Below are 12,668 nucleotides of genomic sequence, written 5' to 3' on the forward strand. Positions count from 1 at the left end.
CCCCGCCGTCAACGCCGTGACCGCCGGCCCGCAGGCTCGCCGCATCGTCCTCGGGGTCGGTGGCGGGATCGCGGCGTACAAGGTCGCCGACCTGCTCCGGCGGCTGACCGAGAGCGGCCACGACGTGCGAGTCGTGCCGACGGCCGCGGCGCTGCAGTTCGTCGGCGCGCCGACGTGGGCGGCGCTGTCCGGGCACCCGGTCGCCAGCGACGTCTTCGCCGACGTCCACGACGTGCCGCACGTGCGGCTGGGCCAGCAGGCCGACCTCGTCCTGGTGGCCCCGGCCACGGCCGATCTGCTCGCCAAGGCCGCCACGGGCCAGGCCGACGACCTGCTCACCGCGACGCTGCTGACCGCCCGCTGTCCGGTCGTGCTCGCGCCGGCGATGCACACCGAGATGTGGGAGCACCCCGCCACCCGGGCCAACGTCGCCACGCTGCGCTCGCGCGGCGTGCTGGTCGTCGAGCCGGCGGTCGGCCGGCTGACCGGGGCCGACAGCGGCGCCGGCCGGCTGCCCGAGCCGGCGGAGCTGGCCGCCCTCGCCGAACGGGTGCTCACCCGCGGCGGGTCCGGCGCCGCCGACCTGCTCGGCCGCCGGGTGCTCGTCAGCGCCGGCGGGACACGCGAGCCGATCGACCCGGTCCGCTTCCTGGGCAACGCCTCCAGCGGCCGGCAGGGGTGGGCGCTGGCCGCGACCGCGGCGGCCCGGGGCGCCGAGGTCGTGCTGGTCGCCGCGAACGTCACGCTGCCCGAGCCGGCCGGAGTCAAGGTCGTGACCGTGGGGACGGCGCTGGAGTTGCAGGACGCGGTCTCCGCCGCCGCTGTCGACGTCGACGCCGTGGTGATGGCCGCGGCGGTGGCGGACTTCCGGCCGGCGGCCGCCGCGGCGTACAAGATCAAGAAGTCGGACGATCCCGATCAGGTCCCCGAACCCCTTGTGCTGCAGCGCAATCCGGACGTCCTGCGGGAGATCGTAGCGACCCGCCGGCCGGGTCAGGTGATCGTCGGCTTCGCTGCCGAGACCGGCGACGACCACGCCACCGTGCTCGAGCACGGCCGGGCCAAGCTCGCGCGCAAGGGCGTCGACCTCCTCGTGGTGAACCCGGTCGGCTCGGGCCTGGCGTTCGGTACGGCCGACAACGAGGCGGTCGTGCTCGGCGCCGATGGCGCCGAGGTACCGATCGCGAGGGGACCCAAGGACGTGCTGGCCGACGCCGTCTGGGACCTCGTCGTGGCCCGTCTCACCCACTGACTTCCGATTGGGGGTCCGCCGGCTCGGTAGACTCCCTCGACCCCGCCGGCTGCATCCACAGGAGATCCGCGTGGCACATCGCCTCTTCACCTCGGAGTCCGTGACCGAGGGCCACCCGGACAAGATGGCTGACCAGATCAGCGACGCCATCCTCGACGACCTGCTGCGGCAGGACCGCCGCAGCCGGGTGGCCGTCGAGACGATGCTCACCACCGGGCAGGTGCACGTGTCCGGCGAGGTCACCACCGACGGTTTCGCCGACGTGATGAAGCTCGTCCGCGACGTCGTGCTGGAGATCGGTTACGACTCGTCGGTGAAGGGGTTCGACGGGGAGTCCTGCGGGATCCAGGTGTCGATCGGCAAGCAGTCGCCGGACATCGCCCAGGGCGTCGACGACGCGTTCGAGGAGCGCGTCGAAGGCTCCGGGGACGAGATCGACCGGCAGGGGGCCGGTGACCAGGGCCTGATGTTCGGCTACGCCTGCAACGACACCCCGACGCTGATGCCGCTGCCGATCAGCCTGGCGCACCGGCTCGCCGAACGGCTCACCGCGGTGCGCAAGGACGGGACGGTGCCGTACCTGCGCCCCGACGGCAAGACCCAGGTGACGATCGCGTACGACGGCGACCGCCCGGTCCGGATCGACACCGTCGTGGTCTCCAGCCAGCACGCCAAGGACATCAGCCTGGACAACATGCTCGCGCCGGACATCCGCAAGCACGTGGTCGAACCGATCCTGGACACCGTCGACCTGCCCTCGGACGGCTTCCGGCTGCTGGTGAACCCGACCGGCAAGTTCGAGGTCGGTGGGCCGATGGGCGATGCGGGCCTGACCGGTCGCAAGATCATCGTCGACACGTACGGCGGGATGGCGCGGCACGGCGGCGGCGCCTTCTCCGGCAAGGACCCGTCGAAGGTGGACCGGTCAGCGGCTTACGCGATGCGCTGGGTGGCCAAGAACGTCGTGGCGGCGGGGCTGGCCACCCGCTGCGAGGTGCAGGTCGCCTACGCGATCGGTAAGGCGCATCCCGTCGGCGTGTTCGTCGAGACCTTCGGCACCGGTGTGGCGTCCGACGAGGCGATCCAGGCCGCGGTCCTCGACGTCTTCGACCTGCGGCCGGCCGCGATCATCCGCGACCTGGACCTGTTGCGGCCGATCTACCGGCAGACCGCGGCGTACGGCCACTTCGGACGCGAACTGCCCGACCTCACCTGGGAGCGCACGGACCGGGTCGACGCGCTGCGCGCCGCCGCCGGCCGCTGACCGTCCCGGCGCTGCTGTTGCCGCCGCTGACCTGCGGGGGAGCGGCGGGAGCGGGTCGCTGACTGCCGGGTGTCCGGGCGGGAACGTCGCGGATGGGGACAGCGACGGCCGACCGTCACCGGGTGCTGCCAGGATCGGCGCCGTGACCGGGGCGGCTGCCATAACCAGGGCGGCTGTCGTGACCAGGGCGGCTGCCGTGACCAGGGTTGTGCCGTGACCCGGGTAGCGCCGTGATCGGGACGGAGCCGCTGGCGGACGTCGATCCGGTGGCCAGAGTGGTGGTCGCGGTGGCGCTGCCACATCTGGACCGGCCCTTCGACTACGCCGTCCCGGCCTCGCTGGCGCCCACCGCGTTGCCGGGGACCCGGGTCCGGGTCCGCTTCGCCGGCCGGCTGGTCGACGGCTGGCTACTCGAACGCGTAGCGGGCAGCGAGCATCCCGGCCGCCTGGCCCGGATCGAGCGCGTCGTCTCCCCGGAGCAGGTCCTCACCACCGAGGTTGCCGGCCTCGCCCGGGCGGTGGCCGATCACTACGCCGGCAGCCTGGCCGACGTGCTGCGGCTGGCCGTGCCGCCGCGGCACGCCCGGGCCGAGCGCCGGGCCGATCCCGATCCGGCACCGCGCCCGGTGCCGCCGGCCGACGACGGGCCCTGGGCGCAGTACACCGGGGGTGCCGCGCTGCTGGCCCGGGTCGGCGCGCCGGTGCCCGGCGAACCGGGCCCCCGGGCGGTGTGGTCGGCACTGCCGGGCCAGCCGTGGATCGAGGCCGTGGCGCACCTCGCGGTCGCGACCCTCGCTGCCGGCCGGGGGGTGCTCGTGGTGGTCCCGGACGCGCGCGACGCCGGCCGGATGACAGCACAGCTGCGGGCCCGGACCACCGTCGGCAGCGTCGCCGAGCTGCGCGCGGACGCCGGCCCGGAACGGCGGTACCGCACGTTCCTCGACGTACGGCGAAGCCTCGTGCGCGCCGTCGTCGGCACCCGCGCCGCGGCATTCGCGCCGGTCGATCAGCTGGGCCTGGCCGTGCTGTGGGACGACGGGGACGACCTGCTCGCCGAGCCCCGGGCGCCGTACCCGCACGCCCGCGAGGTGCTGGCGCTGCGGGCTCACCGCACCGGCTGCGCGCTCGTGCTGGGCGGCTACGCCCGCACGGCCGAGGCCGCGCGGCTGGTGGCGACCGGGTGGGCCCGGCCGGTGACGGCGCCGCGAGGAGTGGTGCGGACGTACGCGCCGCGGGTGCGGGCGACCGGTGAGGACGCCGAACTGGCGCGCGACCCCGCAGCTCGATCCGCCCGGCTCCCGCACCTGGCGTGGCGGACGGCGCATGCCGCGCTCGCCGACGGCCCGGTCCTGGTGCAGGCGCCGCGCCGCGGCTACGTCCCGGCGCTGGCGTGCCAGTCCTGCCGTACGCCGGCGCGCTGCGCGGTGTGCTCGGGCCCGCTGCAGGTCTCGTCCGGGCACGCGGTGCCCGCCTGCGCGTGGTGCGGACGGCTGGCCGGCGACTGGCGCTGCCCGGTCTGTGCGGGCACCCGGCTGCGAGCGGTGACGGTCGGGGCGCTGCGAACCGTGGACGAGCTGGGCCGCGCGTTCCCCGGCGTACCGGTCACGGTGTCGGCCGGCTCCGACGTCGTCGCGACGGTGCCGGACAAGCCTGCGCTGGTGGTCGCGACGCCGGGCGCGGAGCCGATCGCTGCCGGTGGCTACGCCGCGGTGGTGCTGCTGGACGCCCGCGCATTGCTCGGCCGGGCCGACCTGCGGTCCGGTGAGGAAGCGGCGCGGCGCTGGTTCGGCGCGGCGGCGCTGGCCCGGCCGCAGGCGCCTGTGGTGGTCGTCGGCGACCCGGCCCTGCCGCAGCTGCAGGCGCTGCTTCGGTGGGACCCGGCCGGTCTCGCCGAACGCGAGCTCGCCGAACGCGAAGCGGCGCAGCTGCCACCGGCGGTACGACTGGCGACCGTCACCGGTCCGGCGGCGGCCGTCGGCGAGTTGCTGGCCGCCCTGCAGCCGCCGCCGGGGACCCGGGTCCTCGGCCCGGCACCGGTGTCGCCGGGGCGCGACGAGGCTGCGGAGCGGACGCCGGGACCGGCCCGCGCCCGCGCGATCCTGGTCACCCGCATCGCCGACGGGGCAGCGCTGGCGCGCGCCCTGCACGCCGCCGCGTCACTGCGCAGTGCCCGCCGCGCGACCGACGCCGTCGAGATCCGGCTGGATCCGGTCGCGCTGGGCTGATCGCCGCGCGGCCCGGTGGCCGCGGCGGTCCGCGCGGCGCCGCCTAGACTCGTGCCCACCGAGCTGAGAGTGAGCTGCTGTGGCCATCCTGCCGATCCGCCTGTTCGGCGACCCGGTCCTTCGTACCCCCGCCGCCCCGGTCGAGACCTTCGACAAGGAGCTGCGCCGGCTCGTCCAGGACCTCACCGACACCATGCTGGACGCGCCCGGGGCGGGCCTCGCCGCTCCGCAGCTGGGTGTCTCGCTGCGGGTGTTCACGTGGTGGGTCGACGACGAGATCGGCCACCTGATCAACCCCGTCCTGGACCTGTCCGACGAGACGCAGGACGGCGACGAGGGCTGTCTGTCCATCCCCGACCTGGCGTTCCCGACCCGGCGGGCGCTGCAGGTGGTCGCGACCGGTCAGAACATGTACGGCGAACCCGTGACCATCTCCGGCAGCGACCTGCTCGCCCGCTGCGTGCAGCACGAGACCGATCACCTCGACGGGGTGCTGTTCGTCGACCGACTGGATCCGCAGGTCCGCAAGGAGGCGATGAAGGCCATCCGCGAAGCGGAGTGGTTCGCCGAGGATGCGCCGCAGGTCAAGGTCAGCCCGCACCAGATCTCCGCTCGCTGGCTGTGACGGGCAGGTGCGCCTGCTGTTCGCCGGTAGTCCGGCGGTCGCGTTGCCGTCGCTGCACGCCCTGCTGGGGTCGCCCCGGCACGAGGTCGTGGCCGTGCTCACCCGGCCCGACGCGCCGGCCGGCCGAGGCCGGTCGCTGACGTCGTCCGCGGTGGCGGTCGCGGCCCGTGAGGCCGGGGTGGACGTCCTGACCCCGGCGCGTCCGGGCGAACCGGAGTTCCTGCGCCGGCTGGCGGAACTCGCGCCGCAGTGCGCGCCGGTGGTGGCGTACGGCGGCCTGCTCCCGCCCGCGGCCCTGGCGGTCCCGCACCACGGCTGGGTGAACCTGCACTTCTCGTTGCTGCCGGCCTGGCGTGGCGCAGCACCCGTGCAACACGCTGTGCTGCACGGGGATCAGATCACCGGGGCGTCGACGTTCCAGATCGAGGCGGGGCTGGATACCGGACCGGTGTACGGCGTGGTGACCGAGGCGATCCGCCCGGACGACACCAGCGGCTCCCTGCTCGATCGGCTCGCGGTGTCCGGGGCCGGGCTGCTGCTGGCGACGCTGGACGGGATCGCCGACGGCACGTTGCGGCCGAGGCCGCAGCCGGCCGACGGGATCTCGTTGGCTCCCAAGCTGTCGGTCGAGGATGTGCGGGTCGACTGGACCGCCCCGGCGGTCCGGGTGGACCGGCTGGTCCGGGCCGCGACGCCGGAACCGGGCGCGTGGACGATGCTCGGCCAGGCACGACTGAAGCTGCGCGGCGTCGTCGTCGCCCCCGACGTCGCCGACCTCGCGCCGGGACAGCTGCGGATCGAGCGGCGTCGCGTCCTGGTCGGTACGGCGACCTGCGCGGTGGCGCTCGGATCCGTTCAGCAGCAAGGGAAGAAGGAGATGCCGGCCGCCGACTGGGCCCGCGGGCAGCGGCTGGACCCCGCCGCCGGGCTGCAGTGAGCGAGTCCTCCGGCAGCGGCCGGCCGAAGCGCGCGACGCCGCACCACGGCCGGCCGCCGGCCACCCGGCGACCTCGCCGGCTGGCAACCGCTGTCCCGGCTGATCCGGCTCGCCGCGCCGCCTACGACCTGCTGCACGAGGTCGGCGCGCAGGGCGCCTACGCCAACCTCGCGCTGCCCGCCCTGTTGCGCCGTGACCGGCTCACCGGCCGCGACGCCGCTTTCGCCACCGAGCTGGCCTTCGGGACACTGCGCTGGCAGGGCCTGTACGACGAGATCCTCGGGGCCTGCCTGGATCGTCCGCTGCCACAGGCGGATCCGCGGGTGCGCGACCTGCTGCGGCTGGGCTGCCACCAGGTGCTCGGGATGCGGGTACCGCCCCACGCGGCGGTCGCGACGACGGTCGACCTGGCCCGCGACGTCGCCGGCGACGGGGCAGCCCGGCTCGGCAACGCCGTGCTGCGCCAGGTCCTGCGCCGGTCCCGGGACGAGTGGGTCGCCGCCGTGGCGCCGGATCGGGCGAGCGACCCGGCCGGTCACCTCGCCGTCGCCTGGTCGCATCCACGCTGGATCGTCAGCGCCCTGCACGACGTGCTCGGCGGATCCTGGGACGCCACGCAGGAGTTGCTCCGGACCGATAACGAGGCGGCGGCGGTCACCCTCGTGGCACGTCCGGGTGCCCTGGAACCGGCTGCGCTGCAGGCCATTCCCGGGGTCGAGCCAGGTCGCTGGTCGCCGTACGCCGGTCGGCTGGCGCACGGCGCGCCCCACGACCTCGACGTCGTGGCGAACGGGCGCGCCGGTGTGCAGGACGAAGGCAGCCAGCTGGTCGCGTTGGCGCTCGCCGCGGCGGCGGTGGACGGTCCGGACGCCTGCTGGCTGGACCTGTGCGCCGGCCCCGGCGGGAAGGCGGCCCTGCTGGCCGGCCTCGTCGCGGCCCGCGGCGGGAGCCTGACCGCCGTGGAACCGCAGCCGCACCGGGCGGCGCTGGTCCGCGGTGCGCTGCGCGCAATGCCGGGCCGGCACGAGGTGATAGAGGCCGACGGCCGGGACCGGCGTTGGCCGCCCGGCACGTTCGACCGGGTGCTGGCCGACGTGCCGTGCACCGGGCTGGGCGTGCTGCGCCGCCGTCCGGAGGCCCGCTGGCGGCGGACGCCCGGCGACGTGGCGGCGCTGGGTCCGCTGCAGCGGCAGCTGCTGGCCGCCGCGCTCGACGCCGTACGGCCGGGCGGCGTGGTGGCCTACGCCACCTGTTCGCCGCATCTGGCCGAGACCGAACTCGTCGTCGCCGACGTGCTGCGTGCCCGCCCCGACGCGGTGCTGACCGACGCCCGCGCCCTGCTGCCGTCGGTGCCGCAGACCGGCCCAGGCCCGTTCCTGCGGCTGTGGCCGCAGCTGCACGGGACCGACGGGATGTTCCTGGCCGTCATCCGTCGCACCGACTGACCGCGGGCTGCGGCGGCCGACGACGCGGCAGGGGCTGACCGATCCGTGGCGACTGACCGTTCTGCCGTATCGGCCGGCGTCGTCGTCGCCGCTCGGTGTGCCCACCGGTGGCGTCGGGCGGCCGGGTAGCCTCCGGCGGCATGGGCCTGCAGATCTCGCCGAGCATCCTGTCGGCCGACTTCGCCCGGCTCGCCGAGGACTGCGCCAAGGTCGCCGACGTCGCCGACTGGCTGCACGTCGACGTGATGGACAACCATTTCGTGCCGAACCTGACCCTGGGCCTGCCGGTCGTCGAGTCGCTGCTCGCCGCGGTACGGACTCCGGTCGACTGCCACCTCATGATCGCCGACCCCGACCGTTGGGCACCGGCGTACGCCGAGGCCGGCGCGGCGAGCGTGACGTTCCACGTCGAGGCTGCCGCGGCGCCGGTCCGGCTGGCTCGCGCGCTGCGGGCGGCCGGCGCCCGCGCCGGGATGGCGCTGAAGCCGGCGACGCCGGTCGATCCGTACGCCGACCTGCTCGACGAGCTGGACATGCTGCTGGTGATGACCGTCGAGCCGGGCTTCGGCGGCCAGCGGTTCCTGGACGCGGTCGTGCCGAAGATCCGGCGTACCCGCGAACTGCTCAAGGGCCGGGACCTGCAGGTCTGGCTGCAGGTCGACGGCGGCGTCACCGAGCAGACCATCGAGGTGTGCGCCGACGCGGGTGCCGACGTCTTCGTCGCCGGTTCCGCGGTGTTCGGTACGCCGGATCCCGCGCAGGCCGTCGCCGGGCTGCGGGCCGCGGCGCAGGCTGCTGCCAGCACGTCGTGGTGGGCCGGCCACTGACCCCGACGCCCGGCCAGCCGACTGTCGGCGAACTGTCGGCGATGCGGCAGGCCCTCGACCTGGCAGCCGCGGTCGGGCCGATGCCCGGGCCGAACCCGCGGGTCGGCGCGGTGGTGCTCGCTGCCGACGGCACCGTCGTGGCCACCGGAGCACATCACGGTGCCGGCACGCCGCACGCGGAGGTGGTCGCGCTGGCGGCCGCCGGCGCCGCGGCCGCCGGTGCCACGGTCGTGGTGACCCTCGAGCCGTGCGACCACACCGGCCGGACCGGACCGTGCACCCGGGCACTGCTGGCCGCCGGCGTCCGGCGCGTGGTCTACGCGCAAGCCGACCCCCACGCGGTCGCCGCCGGCGGTGCGACGACCCTCGCCGGCAGCGGCGTGGCGGTCGTGGGTGGTGTGCTGGCCGAGCAGGCCGCGGCACTGAACGAGGCGTGGACGTTCGCGGTCAGCCACGGCCGGCCGCTGGTGACCTGGAAGGTGGCGGCCACCCTGGACGGCCGGGTCGCTGCCGCCGACGGCAGCAGCCGGTGGATCAGCAGCGCCGCTGCCCGGGCCGACGCGCACCGGCTGCGGGCGGCGGTCGGCGCGATCGTCGTCGGGACCGGCACCGCGCTCGCCGACGACCCGCAGCTCACCGTCCGGGGGCCGGACGGGGCGCTCGCGGCCGGCCAACCGCTGCGCGTCGTGGTCGGGCAGCGGCCGCTGCCGCCGGGTGCCCGGGTGCTCGACGACGCCGCCGCGACCCTGCTGCTGCCGACCCGCGATCCGGCCGCCGTGCTGGCGGCGCTGCACGACCGCGAGATCCGCCACGTGCTGCTCGAGGGCGGCCCGACGCTGGCCGCCGCCTTCGTCGCGGCCGGCCTGGTCGACCGGCTCTGCTGGTACGTCGCGCCGGCCCTGCTGGGCGCGGGACCGTCGGCCTTGGCCGACGCGGGCATGCCGACGATCGACGCGGCGTTGCGGTGGCAGATCAGCGACGTCCGCCGGGTCGGTGTCGATCTGCGGGTCGACCTGCGGCCGGTCGACGCCGTACCCGGCAGCAGTGGCACGGCACCCGACGGCAGTGGCCCCGGATCCGGCAGTGGCACGGCACCCGACGACAGTGGCACGGCACCCGACGGCAGTGGCACGGCACCCGACGGCAGTGGCACGGCACCCGACAGCAGGAGGCGCTAGGTGTTCACCGGCATCGTCGAAGAGCTCGGCGAGGTCGTCGCGGTCGAACAGCTCGCCGGCGACGCCGCGCGCCTGGTGGTGCGGGGTCCGGTGGTCACCGCCGACGCCGGGTACGGCGACTCGATCGCGGTCAACGGCGTCTGCCTGACCGTCACCGAACACGCTGCGGACACCTTCGCGGCCGACGTCATGCGCGAGACCCTGCTGCGGTCGTGCCTGGCCGAGTTGGTCCCCGGATCGCCGGTCAACCTCGAACGCCCGGTCACGCTCGCCACCCGGCTCGGTGGGCACCTCGTACAGGGTCACGTCGACGGGACGGGCCGGCTGGTGGCGCGCGAGCCGGCCGAGCACTGGGAGGTCGTCCGGGTGTCGCTGCCGGTCGATCTGGCACGGTACGTCGTGGCCAAGGGCTCCATCACCGTCGACGGCGTGTCCCTCACCGTCGTCGACGTCGGGCAGGGCGAGGACGGCCCGTGGTTCAGCGTGTCGCTGATCCCGACGACACTGTCCCTGACCACTTTGGGACGCAAAGGGATCGGCGACGCGGTGAACCTCGAGGTCGACGTCGTCGCCAAGTACGTGGAACGCCTGATGGGCTGGAGGACCGCATGATTCCCGCGGACGCGATCTTCGCCGAGGATGCCGCGGACGCCGACGAGCCTGCGGCCGCCCGCGACAGCGCACCGCACGGCATGGCCGACGGACGAAGCGACTCGGCGGAGCCCAGCGATCCGCTGCAGCGCAGCAGGTCCCAGAAGGACGGCGATGTCCCGGGAGACAGCGATTCCCAGGACAGCGACGGCGCCGCGGAGCAGCAGACGTCGGTGCCGCGTCCGGGGGGGCTGGTGTCCGTCGGGGCCGGCGGCGTCCGGCTGGACCCGGTCGTGGCGGCGATCGCGGCGATCCGTGCCGGCCGGCCGGTCGTCGTCGTCGATGACGAGGACCGCGAGAACGAAGGCGACCTGATCTTCGCGGCGTCGATGGCCACCGCGGCCCTGGTCGGGTTCATGATCCGGCATACGTCCGGCTACATCTGCGTCGCACTGCCGGCCGCCGAACTGGCCCGGTTGCACCTGCCGCCGGCCGCCGCGGTGAACCAGGACCGGCGGGGTACGGCGTACCACGTGTCGGTGGACGCGCGGGACGTCGCGGCCACCGGGATCTCCGCAGCCGACCGTGCCCGCACGATCCGGGTGCTGGGGGACTCCGCAACCGATCCGGACGACCTGACCCGGCCGGGGCACGTCGTGCCGCTGCGGGCCGTCGAAGGCGGCGTGCTGCGCCGCCCCGGCCACACCGAGGCCACCGTGGACCTCGCCCGGCTCGCCGGCCTGGCACCGGCCGGCGCCTTGTGCGAGCTGGTCAACGACGACGGGTCGATGATGCGGGCGGCGCAGTGCCGGGCGTTCGCCGACGAGCACGACCTGCCGATGATCTCCATCGCCGATCTGATCGCCCACATCCGACGGACCGAGACGCAGGTCGCCCGGGTCGCCGAGACGTCGCTGCCGACCGAGTTCGGTGACTTCCGGGCGGTCGGCTACCGCTCCGTGCTGGACGGCGTCGAGCACGTCGCGCTGGTGCGCGGGCGTATCGGCGACGGCAACGACCTGCTCGTGCGGGTGCACTCGGAGTGCCTCACCGGCGACGTGTTCGGCTCGTTGCGGTGCGACTGCGGCCCGCAGCTGCACGCCGCGATGCGGCAGGTGGCCGCGGCCGGCCGCGGCGTGGTGCTCTACCTGCGCGGGCACGAGGGCCGGGGTATCGGGCTGGTGGACAAGCTGCGGGCCTACGCGCTGCAGGACACCGGCCGTGACACCGTCGACGCCAACCTCGACCTGGGCCTGCCGGCCGACGCGCGCGACTACGGGACCGGCGCGCAGATCCTCGCCGACCTCGGCGTACGCCGGATGCGGTTGCTCACCAACAACCCCCGCAAACGGGCCGGGCTGGACGGCTACGGGCTGGCGATCGTCGAGACGGTGCCGCTGGAGGTGACGCCCAACGATCACAACCTCGCCTACTTGCGCACCAAGCGGAACCGGTTGGGCCACACGCTGACCGAGGAGGCGCTCGGCAGCCCCGCGGCCGGCGCCCCCGGCGGGGCGACGTGACCGGCGGCGGCGGGCCCGGGTCGCTGCTGGAGCGCGCGGACGGCCTGCAGGTCGTGATCGTGGCGGCCAGCTGGCACGACACGGTGATGCAGGGGCTGCTGGACGCGGCGCTCGCCGAGTGCGAGCGGCTGGGCGTGCCCGCCGAGGTGGTGCGGGTCCCCGGGGCGTTCGAGCTGCCGATCGTCGCCCAGGAGTGCGCCCGTCGCGGGGTCGACGCCATCGTCGCCCTCGGCGTCGTGATCCGCGGCGGCACACCGCATTTCGACTTCGTCTGCGATGCGGCGACCGCGGGCCTCGCCCGCGTCGCGCTGGACACCGCGGTCCCCATCGGCTTCGGGCTGCTCACCTGCGACACCGAGCAGCAGGCACTGGATCGCGCCGGGCTGCCCGGTTCGGTCGAGGACAAGGGCGCCGAGGCGGTGCAGGCCGCGTTGGCGACGGCCCTCGCGCTGCGGGCGTTGCGTAGCGGCACCGGATCGACGCCGTCGCCCCGGCAGGCCCGTCACTAGGGTGGCGCCGTGAAGACCTTCGACGAGCTGTACGCCGAACTGTCGGCCAAGGTGGCCGCCGCCGACCCTGCCTCCGGCACGGTGGCGTTGGTCGGTGCCGGCGTCCACGCCGTCGGCAAGAAGATCGTCGAGGAGGCCGCCGAGGTCTGGATGGCCGCCGAGCACGAGGGTTCGGTCCGCACCGCCGAAGAGATCGCGCAGCTGCTGTACCACCTGCAGGTCCTCGTGCTGGCTGCCGGGCTCACCCTCGACGACGTGTACGCCCACCTGTAGCTCGCCGTACGGCAGCCGC

At 75.1% G+C, this 12,668-nt stretch carries 11 protein-coding genes and 2 pseudogenes; 12 read left to right on the forward strand and 1 reads right to left on the reverse strand.

Annotated elements, in window-relative coordinates; genetic code table 11:
- The first annotated feature begins 16 nt into the window (after positions 1–16).
- The 8 genes and pseudogenes from coaBC to ribD all read left to right on the forward strand — a co-directional run bounded on the left by coaBC (position 17) and on the right by ribD (position 9,585).
- Positions 17–1,252: a bifunctional phosphopantothenoylcysteine decarboxylase/phosphopantothenate--cysteine ligase CoaBC gene (coaBC, locus tag EPO13_01335; GenBank protein ID TAK71163.1), complete on the forward strand. Its 1,236-nt coding sequence runs from the start codon at positions 17–19 to the stop codon at positions 1,250–1,252.
- 70 nt (positions 1,253–1,322) lie between these two features.
- Positions 1,323–2,516 (forward strand): methionine adenosyltransferase, encoded by a 1,194-nt coding sequence (locus EPO13_01340; protein ID TAK71164.1) that lies wholly within the window; start codon positions 1,323–1,325, stop codon positions 2,514–2,516.
- Positions 2,517–2,794: 278 nt separating this feature from the next.
- A complete protein-coding gene (locus EPO13_01345) occupies positions 2,795–4,741 on the forward strand; it encodes a primosomal protein N' (protein TAK71205.1) in 1,947 nt (648 codons plus the stop codon).
- Positions 4,742–4,820: 79 nt separating this feature from the next.
- A complete protein-coding gene (gene def, locus EPO13_01350; protein TAK71165.1) occupies positions 4,821–5,366 on the forward strand; it encodes a peptide deformylase in 546 nt (181 codons plus the stop codon).
- Between the two features lie 7 nt (positions 5,367–5,373).
- Entirely contained in the window at positions 5,374–6,303 is a 930-nt protein-coding gene (locus tag EPO13_01355) for a methionyl-tRNA formyltransferase (protein TAK71166.1), read from the forward strand.
- Complete coding sequence (locus EPO13_01360) at positions 6,300–7,748, forward strand: rRNA cytosine-C5-methyltransferase (protein TAK71167.1); 1,449 nt, start codon at positions 6,300–6,302, stop codon at positions 7,746–7,748. The genes EPO13_01355 and EPO13_01360 overlap by 4 nt, the downstream gene beginning before the upstream one ends.
- Before the next feature lie 140 nt (positions 7,749–7,888).
- Entirely contained in the window at positions 7,889–8,575 is a 687-nt protein-coding gene (gene rpe / locus EPO13_01365) for a ribulose-phosphate 3-epimerase (protein ID TAK71168.1), read from the forward strand.
- A 41-nt stretch (positions 8,576–8,616) separates the two neighbouring features.
- Positions 8,617–9,585: pseudogene (gene ribD, locus EPO13_01370) on the forward strand (bifunctional diaminohydroxyphosphoribosylaminopyrimidine deaminase/5-amino-6-(5-phosphoribosylamino)uracil reductase RibD).
- 24 nt (positions 9,586–9,609) lie between these two features.
- On the opposite strand, the pseudogene EPO13_01375 reads toward ribD, so the two are convergent.
- Positions 9,610–9,804 (reverse strand): annotated as a pseudogene (locus EPO13_01375) (hypothetical protein).
- On the opposite strand from EPO13_01375, the gene EPO13_01380 reads away from it, so the two are divergent.
- The 4 genes from EPO13_01380 (at position 9,754) to EPO13_01395 (ending at position 12,649) form a co-directional block, all read left to right on the forward strand.
- Entirely contained in the window at positions 9,754–10,365 is a 612-nt protein-coding gene (locus tag EPO13_01380; GenBank protein TAK71169.1) for a riboflavin synthase, read from the forward strand. The pseudogene EPO13_01375 and the gene EPO13_01380 overlap by 51 nt on opposite strands.
- An 80-nt stretch (positions 10,366–10,445) precedes the next feature.
- Positions 10,446–11,867, forward strand: coding sequence for a bifunctional 3,4-dihydroxy-2-butanone-4-phosphate synthase/GTP cyclohydrolase II (locus tag EPO13_01385; GenBank protein ID TAK71206.1), 1,422 nt, complete (start codon positions 10,446–10,448; stop codon positions 11,865–11,867).
- 44 nt (positions 11,868–11,911) lie between these two features.
- Entirely contained in the window at positions 11,912–12,376 is a 465-nt protein-coding gene (locus EPO13_01390) for a 6,7-dimethyl-8-ribityllumazine synthase (protein ID TAK71207.1), read from the forward strand.
- A gap of 9 nt (positions 12,377–12,385) precedes the next feature.
- On the forward strand, positions 12,386–12,649 hold the full coding sequence (locus tag EPO13_01395; GenBank protein TAK71170.1) for a phosphoribosyl-ATP diphosphatase: 264 nt from the start codon (positions 12,386–12,388) through the stop codon (positions 12,647–12,649).
- Positions 12,650–12,668: the final 19 nt, after the last annotated feature.

Source organism: Actinomycetota bacterium (assembly GCA_004297305.1).
GTDB lineage: Bacteria > Actinomycetota > Actinomycetes > S36-B12 > FW305-bin1 > FW305-bin1.

Coding starts and splice junctions, on each gene's coding strand:
- EPO13_01385 (TAK71206.1), top strand. CDS start 10,446: ATGGCCGACGGACGAAGCGACTCGGCGGAGCCCAGCGATCCGCTGCAG.
- rpe (TAK71168.1), top strand. CDS start 7,889: ATGGGCCTGCAGATCTCGCCGAGCATCCTGTCGGCCGACTTCGCCCGG.